Annotated in this window: 18 protein-coding genes; 14 read left to right on the plus strand and 4 right to left on the minus strand. The window is 66.6% G+C overall.

The window, feature by feature from the left end; all coding sequences use genetic code 11:
• The first annotated feature begins 31 nt into the window (after nucleotides 1-31).
• The 9 genes from rpsH to map all read left to right on the plus strand — a co-directional run bounded on the left by rpsH (nucleotide 32) and on the right by map (nucleotide 5,579).
• Entirely contained in the window at nucleotides 32-430 is a 399-nt protein-coding gene (gene rpsH, locus ON34_RS03885) for a 30S ribosomal protein S8 (protein ID WP_040774332.1), read from the plus strand.
• Nucleotides 431-444: 14 nt separating this feature from the next.
• On the plus strand, nucleotides 445-981 hold the full coding sequence (gene rplF / locus ON34_RS03890; RefSeq protein ID WP_040774335.1) for a 50S ribosomal protein L6: 537 nt from the start codon (nucleotides 445-447) through the stop codon (nucleotides 979-981).
• Between the two features lie 2 nt (nucleotides 982-983).
• Nucleotides 984-1,391, plus strand: a complete 408-nt coding sequence (gene rplR / locus ON34_RS03895; protein WP_040774338.1) for a 50S ribosomal protein L18 — start codon at nucleotides 984-986, stop codon at nucleotides 1,389-1,391.
• A gap of 34 nt (nucleotides 1,392-1,425) precedes the next feature.
• Nucleotides 1,426-2,085, plus strand: a complete 660-nt coding sequence (rpsE, locus tag ON34_RS03900) for a 30S ribosomal protein S5 (protein WP_040774339.1) — start codon at nucleotides 1,426-1,428, stop codon at nucleotides 2,083-2,085.
• Nucleotides 2,085-2,264, plus strand: coding sequence for a 50S ribosomal protein L30 (gene rpmD, locus ON34_RS03905; RefSeq protein ID WP_039795559.1), 180 nt, complete (start codon nucleotides 2,085-2,087; stop codon nucleotides 2,262-2,264). Before rpsE ends, rpmD begins: the two co-directional genes overlap by 1 nt.
• A gap of 1 nt (nucleotide 2,265) precedes the next feature.
• Nucleotides 2,266-2,709: a 50S ribosomal protein L15 gene (rplO, locus tag ON34_RS03910; protein WP_040774340.1), complete on the plus strand. Its 444-nt coding sequence runs from the start codon at nucleotides 2,266-2,268 to the stop codon at nucleotides 2,707-2,709.
• A 178-nt stretch (nucleotides 2,710-2,887) separates the two neighbouring features.
• Nucleotides 2,888-4,210 (plus strand): preprotein translocase subunit SecY, encoded by a 1,323-nt coding sequence (gene secY / locus ON34_RS03915; protein WP_040774439.1) that lies wholly within the window; start codon nucleotides 2,888-2,890, stop codon nucleotides 4,208-4,210.
• Nucleotides 4,207-4,752: an adenylate kinase gene (locus ON34_RS03920; protein WP_040774342.1), complete on the plus strand. Its 546-nt coding sequence runs from the start codon at nucleotides 4,207-4,209 to the stop codon at nucleotides 4,750-4,752. The genes secY and ON34_RS03920 overlap by 4 nt, the downstream gene beginning before the upstream one ends.
• A 29-nt stretch (nucleotides 4,753-4,781) precedes the next feature.
• The gene (map, locus tag ON34_RS03925; protein ID WP_040774344.1) at nucleotides 4,782-5,579 is read left to right on the plus strand and encodes a type I methionyl aminopeptidase; all 798 of its coding nucleotides are present in this window, start codon (nucleotides 4,782-4,784) and stop codon (nucleotides 5,577-5,579) included.
• Between the two features lie 493 nt (nucleotides 5,580-6,072).
• On the opposite strand, the gene ON34_RS03930 is transcribed toward map, so the two are convergent.
• From ON34_RS03930 to ON34_RS03940, 3 genes are all read right to left on the minus strand, one after another.
• Entirely contained in the window at nucleotides 6,073-6,501 is a 429-nt protein-coding gene (locus ON34_RS03930) for a DUF4254 domain-containing protein (protein WP_040774345.1), read from the minus strand.
• Entirely contained in the window at nucleotides 6,498-6,947 is a 450-nt protein-coding gene (locus tag ON34_RS03935) for a DNA-directed RNA polymerase subunit beta (protein WP_245547871.1), read from the minus strand. Before ON34_RS03935 ends, ON34_RS03930 begins: the two co-directional genes overlap by 4 nt.
• A gap of 358 nt (nucleotides 6,948-7,305) precedes the next feature.
• On the minus strand, nucleotides 7,306-8,829 hold the full coding sequence (locus tag ON34_RS03940; RefSeq protein ID WP_245547872.1) for a hypothetical protein: 1,524 nt from the start codon (nucleotides 8,827-8,829) through the stop codon (nucleotides 7,306-7,308).
• Nucleotides 8,830-9,004: 175 nt separating this feature from the next.
• Between ON34_RS03940 and dtd the strand changes: the two genes are divergently transcribed.
• The 4 genes from dtd (at nucleotide 9,005) to ON34_RS03960 (ending at nucleotide 12,162) form a co-directional block, all read left to right on the plus strand.
• On the plus strand, nucleotides 9,005-9,448 hold the full coding sequence (dtd, locus tag ON34_RS03945; RefSeq protein ID WP_040774351.1) for a D-aminoacyl-tRNA deacylase: 444 nt from the start codon (nucleotides 9,005-9,007) through the stop codon (nucleotides 9,446-9,448).
• Between the two features lie 296 nt (nucleotides 9,449-9,744).
• The gene (locus tag ON34_RS03950; RefSeq protein ID WP_083889125.1) at nucleotides 9,745-11,265 is read left to right on the plus strand and encodes a hypothetical protein; all 1,521 of its coding nucleotides are present in this window, start codon (nucleotides 9,745-9,747) and stop codon (nucleotides 11,263-11,265) included.
• A gap of 38 nt (nucleotides 11,266-11,303) precedes the next feature.
• On the plus strand, nucleotides 11,304-11,636 hold the full coding sequence (locus ON34_RS03955) for a hypothetical protein (protein WP_040774354.1): 333 nt from the start codon (nucleotides 11,304-11,306) through the stop codon (nucleotides 11,634-11,636).
• A gap of 4 nt (nucleotides 11,637-11,640) precedes the next feature.
• A complete protein-coding gene (locus tag ON34_RS03960) occupies nucleotides 11,641-12,162 on the plus strand; it encodes a YbaB/EbfC family nucleoid-associated protein (RefSeq protein WP_040774357.1) in 522 nt (173 codons plus the stop codon).
• Between the two features lie 138 nt (nucleotides 12,163-12,300).
• Here ON34_RS03960 and ON34_RS35765 read toward each other — a convergent pair whose 3' ends face one another.
• Nucleotides 12,301-12,993, minus strand: coding sequence for a hypothetical protein (locus ON34_RS35765; RefSeq protein WP_157172161.1), 693 nt, complete (start codon nucleotides 12,991-12,993; stop codon nucleotides 12,301-12,303).
• A gap of 400 nt (nucleotides 12,994-13,393) precedes the next feature.
• Between ON34_RS35765 and ON34_RS35770 the strand changes: the two genes are divergently transcribed.
• On the plus strand, nucleotides 13,394-14,146 hold the full coding sequence (locus tag ON34_RS35770) for a hypothetical protein (protein WP_157172162.1): 753 nt from the start codon (nucleotides 13,394-13,396) through the stop codon (nucleotides 14,144-14,146).
• Nucleotides 14,147-14,154 lie beyond the last annotated feature (8 nt).

Below are 14,154 nucleotides of genomic sequence, written 5' to 3' on the forward strand. Positions count from 1 at the left end.
ACCGCGGCGAGAAAGGTGTCTAGGTCGAACCATGACCATGACTGATCCGATCGCAGACTTTCTGACACGTCTGCGCAACGCCAACTCGGCGTACCACGATCAGGTGAAGGCTCCGCACTCGAAGCTCAAGGCGAACATCGCCGAGATCCTCAAGCGCGAGGGCTACATCGCCGACTACCGGACCGAGGACGCGGCCGTGGGCAAGACCCTCGTCGTCGACCTCAAGTACGGCCCCAGCCGCGAGCGCAGCCTCGCCGGCGTGCGCCGTGTCTCCAAGCCCGGTCTGCGCGTGTACGCGAAATCCACCAACCTGCCCAAGGTGCTCGGCGGCCTCGGCGTGGCGATCATCTCCACGTCCTCCGGCCTGCTGACCGACAAGCAGGCGGCTCAGCAGGGCGTGGGCGGCGAAGTCCTCGCTTACGTCTGGTAAGGGAGGTCAGGACTATGTCGCGTATTGGTAAGAAGCCCATCGCCATCCCGGCCGGTGTCGATGTCACCATCGACGGCCAAGACGTGTCGGTGAAGGGGCCCAAGGGCACCCTGTCGCTGACCGTCGCCGAGCCGATCACCATCGCCAAGGAAGACGGCCAGCTCCAGGTCGCCCGTCCGGACGACGAGCGCCGCAGCCGCGCGCTGCACGGCCTGACCCGCACCCTCGTGTCGAACATGATCGTCGGTGTGACCCAGGGCTACGAGAAGAAGATGGAAATCTTCGGCGTCGGTTACCGTGTCGCGCTGAAGGGCCAGAACCTCGAGTTCGCCCTCGGCTACAGCCACCCGGTGCCGATCGAGGCGCCCGAGGGCATCACGTTCGCGGTGGAATCGCCCACCAAGTTCTCGGTGTCCGGAATCGACAAGCAGAAGGTCGGCCAGATTTCGGCGGTCATCCACGGCCTGCGCAAGCCCGACCCGTACAAGGGCAAGGGCATCCGCTACGCCGGCGAGGTCGTTCGCCGCAAGGTCGGAAAGACGGGTAAGTGATCATGGCGCAAACCGCAAACCAGAAGGCCAAGCGCGTCCCCCTCGGCAAGGACGTGTCGACCCAGCGCCGCCTGTCCAGGGCGCGCCGTCACTTCCGCCTGCGCAAGAAGGTCGTGGGCACCCCCGAGCGTCCGCGCCTGGTGGTCAACCGCTCCTCGCGGCACCTGCACGCACAGCTGGTGGACGACTCGGTCGGCAAGACCATCGCCGCCGCCTCCACCATCGAGCCCGATGTGCGCGCGGTGGACGGCGACAAGTCGGCCAAGAGCAAGCGGGTCGGCGAGCTGCTCGCCGAGCGTGCCAAGGCCGCCGGTGTCGAGGCCGTCGTGTTCGACCGTGGTGGCCACGACTACCACGGCCGGATCGCCGCACTGGCCGACGCCGCTCGCGAAGGTGGGTTGAAATTCTGATGATCGTGACCAACAAGAACGGAAGGAACGTCTGATGCCGGGACGTCAGAGGCGTGACGGCGGAAGCGGACCCGCCGGACAGAATGGCAGTGCCCCCGAGGGCGGCCGCGGCGATCGTCGCGGTGGCGGCGACCGTCGTGGTGGCGGTGACCGCCGCGAGAGTGCCGCCGAGAAGAACCAGCTCGAGCGGGTCGTCGCGATCAACCGCGTCTCCAAGGTCGTGAAGGGTGGTCGGCGCTTCAGCTTCACCGCCCTGGTGATCGTCGGTGACGGCAACGGTCTGGTCGGCGTCGGCTACGGCAAGGCCAAGGAAGTTCCCGCGGCCATCCAGAAGGGTGTCGAGGAGGCTCGCAAGAACTTCTTCCGCGTCCCGATGATCGGCTCCACCATCACCCACCCGGTTCAGGGTGAGGCGGCCGCCGGTGTGGTCATGCTGCGTCCGGCCTCGCCGGGTACCGGTGTGATCGCCGGTGGCGCGGCTCGTGCCGTGCTGGAATGCGCCGGTATCCATGACATTCTGGCGAAGTCGCTCGGCAGCGACAACGCCATCAACGTCGTGCACGCGACTGTCACTGCCCTCAAGCAGCTGCAGCGTCCGGAAGAGGTCGCGGCTCGCCGTGGCCTGCCGCTCGAGGACGTCGCTCCTGCCGGCATGCTGCGTGCGCGCGCTCAGGCTGCCGGAGGTGTCAAGTAATGGCAGATCTCAAGGTGACCCAGATCAAGAGTTCGATCGGCGCCAAGAAGAATCAGCGGGACAGTCTGCGGACGCTCGGTCTGCGTGGTATTCGCAAGACCGTCGTCCGCGAGGACAACGCCCAGAACCGTGGGCTGATCAACGTCGTGCGCCACCTCGTGACCGTTGAGGAGGTCTGACATGACCATCAAGTTGCATCACCTGCGTCCGGCTCCCGGCGCCAAGACCGAGAAGATCCGAGTGGGTCGCGGTGAGGGCTCCAAGGGCAAGACCGCGGGCCGTGGTACCAAGGGCACCAAGGCGCGCAAGAACGTGCCTGCCGCCTTCGAGGGTGGGCAGATGCCGATTCACATGCGGCTGCCCAAGCTCAAGGGCTTCACGAACCCGTTCCGCACGGAATACCAGGTCGTGAACGTCGGCGCCATCGCCAAGCTGTTCCCCGAGGGCGGCGAGGTCGGCAAGGCCGAGCTCGTTGCCGCCGGCGCGGTTCGGAAGAACCGGCTGGTCAAGGTCCTCGGCGACGGTGAGATCGGCGTCGCGGTCCAGGTCACCGTGGACAAGGTCACCGGCTCGGCGAAGGAGAAGATCACCGCCGCCGGTGGCACCGTCACCGAGCTGGGCTGACGGTACTCTGCAAGTAGTGGCACCGGACGAGTGAAGGCTCGTCCGGTGCCACTGTTAGAGTTCAATTGTTGTCTGCCAAGCCTCGTCATGGTTTTTCGGCGTCCCTCCTATGACCAGCAGGGACTGATATAGCTGAACAACCCATGTCATGACCATGTCGTTCGCGCCAGGAGGATCAGTGCTTTCCGCCTTCGTATCGGCCTTCCGGACTCCGGACTTACGGCGGAAGATTCTCTTCACGCTGGGGTTGGTCGCGTTGTACCGCGCCGGTGCGTCGCTGCCCTCCCCCGGCGTCGACTACAAGGCGGTCCAGGAGTGCATCGACCTGGTCTCCGGTGGTGAATCCGCCGGCATCTACCAGCTGATCAACCTCTTCTCCGGTGGTGCGCTGCTGCAGCTGTCGGTCTTCGCGATCGGCATCATGCCCTACATCACCGCGAGCATCATCATCCAGCTGCTCACCGTCGTCATCCCGCGGTTCGAGGAACTGCGCAAGGAAGGCCAGGCAGGCCAGAACAAGATGACGCAGTACACCCGGTACCTGTCGATCGCGCTGGCGATCCTGCAGGCAACGGGTCTGGTCGCGCTGGCGGCCCGCGGGCAGCTGCTGCAAGGCTGCCAAAAGGACATCCTCGCCGACACCAGCATCTTCGGCATGATCATCATCGTGCTCGTGATGACCGCGGGTGCGGCGCTGGTGATGTGGTTCGGCGAGCAGATCACCGAGCGCGGCATCGGCAACGGTATGTCGCTGCTGATCTTCGCGGGTATCGCCGCCCGCATCCCGACCGAGGGCAAGGCCATCCTGGACAGCCGGGGCGGCCTGGTGTTCGGCCTGGTGTGTGTCGCCGCGCTGGCGATCGTCACCGCCGTGATCTTCGTCGAGCAGGGCCAGCGCAGGATCCCGGTCCAGTACGCCAAGCGCGTGGTCGGCCGGAAGATGTACGGCGGCTCCTCGACCTACCTGCCGTTGAAGGTGAACCAGGCGGGCGTCATCCCGGTCATCTTCGCGTCGTCGCTGCTGTATCTGCCCAACCTGGTGGCGCAGCTGACCTCGTCGCAGAACGACCCGAATCCGAGCTGGTGGCAGGAGATCATCCAGAAATACCTGGTGAATCCGGGCAACCCGGTCTATATCGCGATCTACTTCAGTCTGATCGTGTTCTTCACCTACTTCTACGTCGCGATCACCTTCAACCCGGAGGAGCGCGCCGACGAGATGAAGAAGTTCGGCGGCTTCATCCCGGGCTATCGCCCCGGCAAGCCGACGGCCGACTATCTCAACTTCGTCCTGAGCCGTATCACGCTCCCCGGCTCGATCTATCTCGGTCTGGTGGCTGTGCTGCCGAACGTGTTCCTCGATATCGGTGCTTCCGGTGGCGTCCAGAACCTCCCGTTCGGCGGTACCGCGGTGCTGATCATGGTGAGCGTCGGTTTGGACACCGTGAAGCAGATCGAGAGCCAGCTGATGAATCGAAATTACGAAGGGTTCCTCAAGTGAGAGTTGTACTGCTCGGTCCGCCGGGCGCCGGTAAAGGCACCCAGGCTGTCCTGCTGTCGGAGAAGCTGGGCGTTCCGCACATCTCCACCGGGGACCTGTTCCGCGCGAATATCAGCCAGCAGACGCCGCTGGGTCGGGAAGCACAGAAGTACATGGACGCGGGCGATCTGGTGCCCAGCGACGTGACCAACCGGATGGTCGAGGCGCGGGTCAACGAGCCCGACGCCGCCAACGGTTTCGTGCTCGACGGCTACCCCCGCACGGTGGACCAGGCCGACGCGCTGGAGAAGATCCTCAAGGACATGGACACCAAGCTCGACGCGGTGCTGTGCTTCGTCGTACCGGAGGACACGGTGGTGGAGCGGATGCTCGCCCGCGGCCGCGCCGACGACAACGAAGACGTGATCCGCAACCGGCTCCGGGTGTACCGCGAGGAGACCGAGCCGCTGCTGCAGCACTACGACGGCCTGGTCGTCTCGGTGGACGGCGTCGGCGAGGTCGACGACGTCAACACGCGCGCACTGCGTGCGCTCGGCCACTGATGCCGCTCACGATGGAGTACTGAGGCCGCATGGTCTTCCACCGCAAGAAGAAGGTCGTGCCGTTCCGGACGGCTGGTGAACTGGATGCCATGGCGGCCGCCGGCGCGATCGTCGGTCAGGCCCTAGTCGCCGTGCGCGCTGCCGCCAAGCCCGGGGTGTCCACCCTGGAACTGGACGAGGTCGCCGAGCAGGTGATCCGGGACGCGGGCGCGGTGCCCTCGTTCAAGGGCTACCACGGTTTTCCCGCGTCCATCTGCGCGTCGGTGAACGACCGCGTGGTGCACGGGATTCCGACGGGCGAGGAGATTCTCGCCGAAGGCGACCTGGTGTCCATCGACTGCGGGGCGATCCTCGACGGCTGGCACGGTGATTCGGCCTGGACCTTCGGCGTCGGCACGATCATCGAGGCCGACCGGTTGCTCAGCGAGGCGACCAGACTGTCGATGGAGGCCGGTATCGCGGCGATGCTGCCCGGTAACCGGCTGACCGACGTCTCGCACGCCATCGAACTGGGCACCCGCGCGGCCGAGAAGGAACACGGGCGGGCCTACGGCATCGTCGACGGTTACGGTGGGCACGCCATCGGCCGGGAAATGCACCTCGATCCCTTCCTCGCCAACGAAGGCGAGCCCGGCAAGGGCCCGAAGCTGGTCGTCGGATCGGTTCTCGCGATCGAGCCGATGCTGACGCTCGGCACCACCCAGACCAAGGTGCTCGACGACGACTGGACCGTGGTCACCGTGGACGGCAGTCGTGCGGCACATTGGGAGCACACTGTCGCCGTCACCGAGGACGGGCCGCGGATCCTGACTCCGCGTCCCGAGTAGCTCCCGGCGAAGCCGGTCGGACGTCCCGATGCGGTGACGCTGCGCGGCGAGGATCCGAGCCGCACCGACGCCAGGCATCCTGGTCGATCTCGCCGCGTGCGCGGTCTCGGCACCATGCGCCGACCGCGGATCACCGGACGATACCCAGCTCGCGCTGGATCGGTGACGTCGTTCCTTGCACCCGCGTCCTGTGCGTCCGACCGAAGCGGTATGCCCGCGGCGGTGCCGGTGCGGGATGTGTTCCTCCTTCGTGCCGAACCTGTCCTGAACGATGCCGTCAGCGTATGGCCGGTCCGGCCAGGGGCACGTGAGTAGATCGCTACTCGAATCGGCTTGGCGCACCACGCGGTTCGAGTCGGTGCGGCCGGTGCGCCGGGCCGTTGGCAGCGGCGGAAACCGCTGTGGAGTGCGTATTTCGTATGCGTAGGTAGCGAGTCGGCCCATGACATGCGGACGGCGTCCCACCCTGTGGATGGGACGCCGCCGCGGAGCCCTAGGAGGCGCCCGGTAGTCGCCGGACGCCCGCGCAGACCTCGGCGGCCAGGTCGTCGTAGCCGACGGCGAGTTCGGCCAAGCGCTGCCAGGCGTCCCACAGATCCCATTCCGAGGAGCTGGTCAGCGCCGCGTAGGCGTGCGCGGTGAGCTGGGCCAGGCGGTCGATCACCGCGCCCATGGTTTCGGTGTGCACGTGCGCCGCGCCGTGCGCTGGCGGCAGCTGCACCGTGATCCAGCGGTCGATATCGCGAACCAGCCTCGCGCGCAGCGCGTCGATCTCGTTCAACGACTCGCATCCCGCGCTGAGCCTGCGCTCGTGCAACGTGGTGAGCTCGTGCGCACAGCGCAGCAACGGGTTGCCTTCGTGGAGTTCACCTCGGCATGCTTGCAGCACCTGATGCTTCGCGGGCAGTGCGCCGGTGGTCATCGCTTCCCCGCTTTCGCGCAGGACCGGATGGCCTCGACGATGGACGAGCCGGAGGGGCGGAAACCGTTGCGCGGTGCAACGATCCAGTGCCGATACCGCGCGTTGGCATCGTCGGGCGATGGCAGTGCGATCTCGCCGCCTGAGGGCACGATCGAGACGTTGTGGCGGAACAGTTCAGCGAACAGCCGAACGTCGTCGGATAGGTCGGGACGGATCAGGAAGGTCCATCGTTCGGACCGTTCGTGGCAGATGATCGGACCGAGTGCGATTCGGCGGTCGGCGAGATCATCGCGAACCCTTCGGCCGAGCGTGGCCGGCATCGTGATCGCGCCGACGAATCCGGCGCGGACGGTGATTCGGCCGATCTCCGGATGGACTCCGGCGGGCAGGTCGCAAGTGTGTCGATAGTAGGCGCATCGGGCGGTCGGGGTATCCGCCAACGCCATCTGGTCCATGGGGGCCCTCGGGTAACTTCGTCTGACTGTTTCTGAGCCGCCCGGCCGGTGATGTGGCATCAGTGCTGTGATCCGACTCACCTTTGGGCGCTGTCTCAGTAGAGCACTCCATGGTGGAAGATAAACGTTCCGTTCAATTAGTTCGCGAGATTTGTACACATACCGGTTACCATTAGTTTCGGTAATTGGTACGCGGGGGGTCGCGAAGTGCCATATCTACGTCGGACTACGTACTACCTGGTCAAATGACCTGTGCGGAAGAGGAGTCCGGACCTCCGGCAGTTTTGTTCACGCCGACCCGACCGGCGCGCCGTTTGAGCGAATCGGCCGCACCGGGAGCTTCCTGAGGTCAGGGAGTCGTGCGGAAGAACAGCACACGGTCGCCGTGCTCGGACAGCGGCGTGTGGACACTGATTTGGCGCAGCCCGCTGTCGGGCAGATAGGTCAGGTTGGCGAACGCCTTCGTGTTGCCGAAGGCCGCGCGCAGTTTGCTCTCGGTCGCCCGATCGGGGTTGTAGAGGGCCAGCGTCTCGAAGTCCAGTGGCGCGAGCGGCTTGTCGAGGGGGGCCTGTCCGGCTGGACGACCGAGCGCGGCGTACTGGGTGGCCGCGCCGTGCTCGTACCAGCACAGCTCATAGGCCACGTTCTCGGTGACGGTGATGGCCGCCACCGGCCAGTCCTGCGACAGCCGCAGTGCCAGTGGGTGTTTCGCCACCGGCGTGAGCTCCCAGTTCAGGCTCAGGACCGTCACCCAGCCGCCGTAGGGCTGATCGATCAGCACGATGTCGTCGCCGAGGGTGGCCGAGGTGTTCAGCTCGGGCTCGCCGGTCGTCAACTTCGACTCGTGCTTACCGAGATAGCTCTCGCGGTCGAGGGGGTAGGCGTCATCGATGGCGTATGCCGCGATGATCGCGGCGCGCACCTGGGAGATGGCATCCCGTTCCGGGCAGTAGACGCTCAGCGCGCCGAAGGTGGCGCCGATGTGCACCGGCATCGACGGCTGGTCTTGCTCCGCGCCGGGTGCGAGCGGTCGCAGCCCGACCAGGGCCAGCTTCCAGTTGATCTCTTCGACGGTGGACAGATCGCCGGAGGACTTGAACATGATCTGCTGCTGGGTCAGCCTCCCGGCCTGCTCCAGGGTGCGGCAGTTCAGCTCGACCAGCGCCCGGTGCGACTTGGGGGTGAGATCGAGGTCCTGGATGCCGCACGCGCGCAATCGGATCGACATGCTGGTCGAGGTGAGCGCGGCATACCGTTCCCGATACATGGCGATGGCCTGCTTGCGCGAACGACCGATCATCAGCGTGCGCAGCAGCGTGCTCAGGCTGGCCAGGTACTTGCCGGACAGGTCGGGGTTCGCCGCGGCGAGACCGGCGCGAATGCGGGCCGCCTCCTCGGTGGCCGCCACCGCTGCGTCCTGGTCCAGCCGGCCCAGCCAAACGCCGCACTTGGACAATCCGTCCGCGCACGGACCCGCGACCTCCGGATGTGCCCGCGCCACTTGCCGGTAGACGTCGCAGGCGCGGCGGATCGTCGTGGTCGCCAGTTCCCGGCGGCCACTGTGCCGCGCCGCCTGCTCGAAGGAGCGCAGCGCGTCGTTCAGCTCCCCGGCCAGGCGCGCGGTCAGCACCTGGCCCCGGGACAGCAGGCGCAGGCGGATCGCCACCGCTTCCTCGGCGGGCGCCAGCGCTTCCCTGGTCCGGTCGCGCACCGACCCGTTGGTCTTGGTGGCGATCAAACCCTTGGCGAGTTCGCCGAGAGAGGTGGCCAGTCGCAGCTCGGATTCGACCGAACGGTCGAGTGCCGCATACCGATCCGCCGCGATCTGGCGCTCCAACGCGTCCAGATCCATCGCGCTCCTCGTTTCCAGCATGATCCTCCGCCACCGCGCCGCCGCGCACCCATACTTCTGCGCACCGAGTTTGTCATGGTTGCCGCCCGTGCGCACCTGTATCCGTCGTGGTAGGTCGGCAGGTACGCACGTGCGGGGCGACGCGCAGACACCCGCACGGAAGTTCGCGCCAGGTGGCAAGGCATGATCGAGAGTCGTGCGAGCCCTCGTGCAGCGCGTCGTTTCGGCGCAGGTGACCGTCGACGACCAGGTCGTCGGCCGCATCGACGCGGCCGCCCACGGCATCCCGCACGGATTGCTCGTGCTGGTCGGCGTGACGCACTCCGACACCGAGGCGACCGCGAGGACCTTGGCCGATAAGGTCTGGCGGCTGCGGATACTCGCGGACGAGCGCTCGGCCGCGGATCTGCGCGCACCGATTCTGGTGGTCAGTCAATTCACGTTGTATGCGGACACCACCAAGGGCCGGCGCCCCTCGTGGTCGGCGGCCGCTCCCGGCGTCACCGCGCAACCACTGGTCGATGCCTTCGCGCAGGCGCTGCGCGCATTGGGCGCCACGGTCGCCACCGGCCGGTTCGGCGCGCATATGCGCATCGAGCTGGTGAACGACGGTCCGGTCACCCTGCTGCTGGAGAATTGAGCCGATCGGCGGTGCTTCGGACCGCTATCACTCAGGAACTTCAGGCGACCACGACCAGCGCTGGTAAGCCCGGCACGCCCGTAGTCGATCGGTAGCCGTGCAATAACCCTGACCGTCCACAGTTGCCGAGGCCGGGGAGCCCCGCTGCATGCTATCCCGAAGAGCTCCAACTTGCCGCGCCGGTGAGGCTTCCCGCTCGTGAGAATCTGTGGTCGAGACGTTTGCGGAGGTCGTGTAAGAATGCGGGAGGCAGGGAAGGGCGTAGGCCGGATGAGGACGACTGGCGGAAGCGAACAGTGAGCGATCAGAACAAGGAAAACCCAGGCGGCCCCGGAGAGGACAACGAGGCGCCGGACGTCGGTTTCAGCCTGACACCGGACGGTACCGCTGAGCCGGGCGGTGCGGCCGAGCCGGGCGAGGAGGACACCGCCGACAGCCGGGATCGGGTGTTGGCGCGGCAGATCGCCGACGCGCTGGGCGAATCTGGTCCGTCCGGGTGGCAGCAGTTGGACGCGGTTTTCGTGCTGACCACAACCACTGGAGTCGCCGAAGTCGTCTACACCGACCGCGAGCGTTCGATGCGGGCCGAGCCGCCCGCGCCGGTGTTGGAGCAGGTGCGCGAACACCGGGCGCTGGTCGCGGAGTTGGACGGGGAGCCGTGGTGGCGGCTGCTGGTGCGGTTGAGTTCCGACGGCGAGTTCGAGGTCGACTACGACTTCGGTGACGAGCCTTTCCCGGACGGGCAGTTGTTCGACCCGGAGGCCTATCGCGCCGACTTGGCGGAGTATCCGCGTGACACGCTGCCGGTGTGGCTGGCAGCGTACATCGGTCACGGTGACCGTCAGACGCGCACGCCGCAGGACGCCGCGGTCGCGGCCAGGGCGGACAAGGCCGCGAAGGTGTGGCCGGTGCTGGCGGAGAACGAGTTCCCGGACTTCCCGGAGATGTGGGCACGGTGGGCGTGCATCGCCGCGGCGTTCGTGGCCGCGCGATCCGATTGGGGTCCGCGGGTGTTGCCGTCGATGGGTTGGTTCGAGAGTTCGCGCCGCGGCGGTTCCACGCTGTATGCGCTGCCGAACGGCCGGGCGGTGCTGTCCGGTGGGGTGTGGGAGGCTCCGAATTTGGACGCCACCTACAACGACGGTGCCCCGATGCCGAAGTTCTATGCGGGCGCGCCGGAATGGGTTGCCAACCCGGTGCTGAACCCGCGTGCGGCGACTGGATTGATGTCGTTCGTCTACTGGTGGGAGGGTGGCCGCTGGTACCGGGGTGAGTCCCCGCCGGCGGAGCAATGCGCCACTGCCGTGCCCGGGGTGTGGACCGCGAGTGCCGTGGTCGGCATCGTCGCAGGTCTGGCCGCGCAGCCACCGAGCGCCGAACATCGTTCCGCCGCAGCGGCTCTGGTGTCGGCTGCTGAGGTCGGTGTGGTCACCCGGGAGACCGTGGTGAATGTGTTCGGTGACGAAAGCCGGTTCGACATCGACGGTGCGATGTACCAGCTGACATTGGCTGGTGTGGTCGCGTCGCTGCCGCAGCAGATGCCCGAGGAAGAAGCCATCTTCCGAGTGCGCAGCTACATCGAGGGCCGTGGTCTGGACACCACCGGGTACCCGTTGGACCAACTGGTCGCCGACCGGTTCAGCTGCGGCTGGATGGTGTATGTGCCGGTACCGCAGGGCGAGATCGCGATCGGCCGCGCCATCTTCTACATCGCCGACGACGGCGTGTTGGAGCACTCGTCCTCGTCGATCGCCCCGACGACGTTCGTGAAGGGCTTCGAGCAGCGCTTCCAGGAGCGTCAGGGTGCCCAGGCATGATGACATCGCTTGACGCGCTAGGAAGATGAGGTACCGCTATGCCGAAGAAGGTTGAGGCCGATTACGACGGCCTGGAGCTCGCAGCCAGTGTGCTCGACGAGCTGCGCCGCGATTTCGAGGAAATCGCGGCTAGCACGAAGGACGTCATGGGGCATATGACCGTGGCATGCGGCAACGATCACTACGGCCACCAATTCACCGACGGTGAAAAGGGGTTCAAGAACAACTGCGAATCATCTGCCCATGCCTCTGAGGCCGTATCCGAGTCGTTCCGCCGGTACACCGAAGGGGTCGGCGGCAAGAAGGGCGCCAAGACATTGTTCAGCGGGACCGATCACACGTCCGGCGAGAACATCCGGCGAACGGTCTGACTCCATGTCTGCACCATATTCCGACGCCGCCGCGTCGGCGATGGAGAGTTACCAGCGGCAGATGCGACTGGTCGCGCAGCTGCAACAGCAGCGCGCCCGGCTGACCGCGACCGCATCGGTGCGAGACAAGAAGGTCACCGTCACCGTCAACGCCAACAGCGTGGTCATCGAGACCGTATTCGCTGACGATATAGACGAATTGAGCTATGACGAGATCGCCGCGGCGGTGACCGAAGCCGCACAGAAAGCGGCCGAAGAAGTCACCCGCCGAGCATACGATTTGGCGAAGCCGCTGATGGCCGAGCGCGCGAACCGACCGAAACTGTCGGATGTGCTCGAGGGCTTACCCGAATTCCAGATGCCAGCGGAGCCGGAAGTGTCCACTGCCGCACCGGGTTCGGCCGAGCGCGCGGCTTTCGACATGGAGGCGGAAGAATCGACGATGACGTTCACCGACGTCGAGCATGTCGACCTCCGTCGGGGTACCTCCGGCCGAGGCCCGGGGGTTTCCGAATCCAGTTGGTGACCTTGCGATGGCGTTACATGACCGCTGAACGGTCGTCGAGCAGGGTGAATCCGGGTTCGACGACCCCTGCGCGGTGCGATACCTGCGATACCGAAACGGCTATGAGCTGAAATGGCTATTCCGTTTCCTCCCGCCGATCTAGCCTGGTTGCTCGGCTATGTGGCCGGTTCGGAGATTCCGATCGGCAATGAAGATTTCGCCGATGTCATGAAGACGGGATTCCAAGATCTGCAGAAGCAGATCTTGGAACAAGAGCTGCCGAAGATCGACGATGCCATCCGCATCATCAAGGCTGCCCTCCCGACGGACGACGGTGGTGCGGCGATTGTCGCCGGGTTGGAAGATCTTCGGGCGCAGGCCGAGGAGATGGCCAAGGGCTACGGCAGCCTGGCGGACGGTATCCACAACTTCGGAGGCCAAGTTGTCGGCGCCAAACTGAATGGAATCATCAGTTTGGCCTGGCTGGCGGGGGAATTGGCTTGGGCCGTGGTGATGGGGCCGGTCGGTCCCAGCATCGAAATCGCCGCGATTTCCTACGCGCAGATGCAGTTCCGCCTCATCGGCAGCCGGTTGACATCGGCGATCGAATCGCTGCTCGGCCGGGTGATCACCAACACCGTGGTGGCCAATATCAGCGCCAAGGTCGTCTACGAGATGATCCAGGAAGGTCTCGTCGAAATCTTCCAGGGCACCAGCCAGGAAGCCGCGGTGCAGGCGGCGCTGCAGGGGATGGACTACCAGGACGGTTGGAACCTGCAGCAGCTCTGGCAGAACGCGTGGATCTCCGCCGTCGCCGGTGCGGCGGGTGGTGGCGCCGGGTTCGGACTGCATTACGCGGTGCGCGGGCTGCCGTGGCGACCGAACCGATGGGGTGGGCTCGGCCGCGGAGCGATCGTCGGCGCAGGCGCTGGCTTGGCGGGCGCATTCGCGGCGTACGTGGCGACCGGATGGGGCACGGGGAACTGGGAGTTGGACCCGCGCTCGATCACCGGTGGCGTGCTCGGTGGTATCGGGCCGAGCATGTACTACGGCTGGCACGGCGGCTCGGACTACTCCGGTGCGCCGATGACCCAACGCGATTACTTCCTGATCGGCAGGCAAGGCCCCGGCCCGGGCGTCACCGGCGACGGCACCACGCCGAATCCGCGCACCACACCCGCCAGCGCGGACCCGTCCGCTTCGGGCGCGAACGCTGGGACGGCGGCAGGCACGGCAACCAACGGTGCTGCGGATGGGCGTGCTGCTGCGGCTGGCGACGGTGCTGGGGTTGGGCATGGAGCTGTGGATGGCCGCGCCGCTGGGGCTGGGCGTGACGCTGGGGCTGGGCGTGACGCTGGGGAGGGGGCGGCGGATGGCCGCGGCGCTACGGATGGCCGCGGCGCTACGGATGGCCGCGGCGCTACGGATGGCCGCGGCGCTACGGATGGCCGCGGCGCTACGGATGGGCGTGGCGCAGGGGATGGGGATGGCCGCGCCGCTACGGATGGGCGTGGCGCAGGGGATGGGGATGGCCGCGCCGCTGGGGATGGGCGTGGCGCTGGGGATGGGGATGGCCGCAGTGCTGGGGATGGGCGTGGCGCTCGGGATGCGGATGGGGTTGGCCGCGGTGCTGGGGATGGGGTTGGCGGTGGTGCTGCGGATCCGAACGCGACTGCTCCCACGAACGCGACTGCTCCCACGAACGCGACTACCGCCACGCACGCGAGCGCCCCTGGAAGCGCGAATTCCACTGCGGCAAGCACGGTTTCCCACGGTACGCAGAACTCTGGTACCGGTGACGCGAGCACGAGAGCCCGATCGGACAGGCAGACCGACGCGTCGAGCGACGACGCGCGCCGCGCGAGATCCCGGATGGAGAGTGCCGCACGCACGCCCATGCCGCGAGTGGGCAGGCGGCCGAGTTCGACACCGACTGCTGACCAGGCCGGTACCGCCACGGGCGACCAGACAGCTGGGGCTGCACCGGCAGCCGGGCCGGGTGTAAGCACCGGA

The organism is Nocardia pneumoniae NBRC 100136, from assembly GCF_000308755.1.
Classification (GTDB): domain Bacteria; phylum Actinomycetota; class Actinomycetes; order Mycobacteriales; family Mycobacteriaceae; genus Nocardia; species Nocardia pneumoniae.

What these genes read in the sequence shown, in the direction of transcription:
- ON34_RS03940 (WP_245547872.1), bottom strand. Translation starts at nt 8,829, where the DNA reads ATGCTGGAAACGAGGAGCGCGATGGATCTGGACGCGTTGGAGCGCCAG.
- ON34_RS35770 (WP_157172162.1), top strand. Translation starts at nt 13,394, where the DNA reads ATGGGCGTGCTGCTGCGGCTGGCGACGGTGCTGGGGTTGGGCATGGAG.
- rpmD (WP_039795559.1), top strand. Translation starts at nt 2,085, where the DNA reads ATGGCAGATCTCAAGGTGACCCAGATCAAGAGTTCGATCGGCGCCAAG.
- rplF (WP_040774335.1), top strand. Translation starts at nt 445, where the DNA reads ATGTCGCGTATTGGTAAGAAGCCCATCGCCATCCCGGCCGGTGTCGAT.
- ON34_RS35765 (WP_157172161.1), bottom strand. Translation starts at nt 12,993, where the DNA reads ATGCAGTCCGAACCCGGCGCCACCACCCGCCGCACCGGCGACGGCGGA.
- rplO (WP_040774340.1), top strand. Translation starts at nt 2,266, where the DNA reads ATGACCATCAAGTTGCATCACCTGCGTCCGGCTCCCGGCGCCAAGACC.
- ON34_RS03955 (WP_040774354.1), top strand. Translation starts at nt 11,304, where the DNA reads ATGCCGAAGAAGGTTGAGGCCGATTACGACGGCCTGGAGCTCGCAGCC.
- rpsE (WP_040774339.1), top strand. Translation starts at nt 1,426, where the DNA reads ATGCCGGGACGTCAGAGGCGTGACGGCGGAAGCGGACCCGCCGGACAG.
- ON34_RS03935 (WP_245547871.1), bottom strand. Translation starts at nt 6,947, where the DNA reads ATGGCGTTGGCGGATACCCCGACCGCCCGATGCGCCTACTATCGACAC.
- rpsH (WP_040774332.1), top strand. Translation starts at nt 32, where the DNA reads ATGACCATGACTGATCCGATCGCAGACTTTCTGACACGTCTGCGCAAC.
- map (WP_040774344.1), top strand. Translation starts at nt 4,782, where the DNA reads ATGGTCTTCCACCGCAAGAAGAAGGTCGTGCCGTTCCGGACGGCTGGT.
- ON34_RS03930 (WP_040774345.1), bottom strand. Translation starts at nt 6,501, where the DNA reads ATGACCACCGGCGCACTGCCCGCGAAGCATCAGGTGCTGCAAGCATGC.
- rplR (WP_040774338.1), top strand. Translation starts at nt 984, where the DNA reads ATGGCGCAAACCGCAAACCAGAAGGCCAAGCGCGTCCCCCTCGGCAAG.
- ON34_RS03960 (WP_040774357.1), top strand. Translation starts at nt 11,641, where the DNA reads ATGTCTGCACCATATTCCGACGCCGCCGCGTCGGCGATGGAGAGTTAC.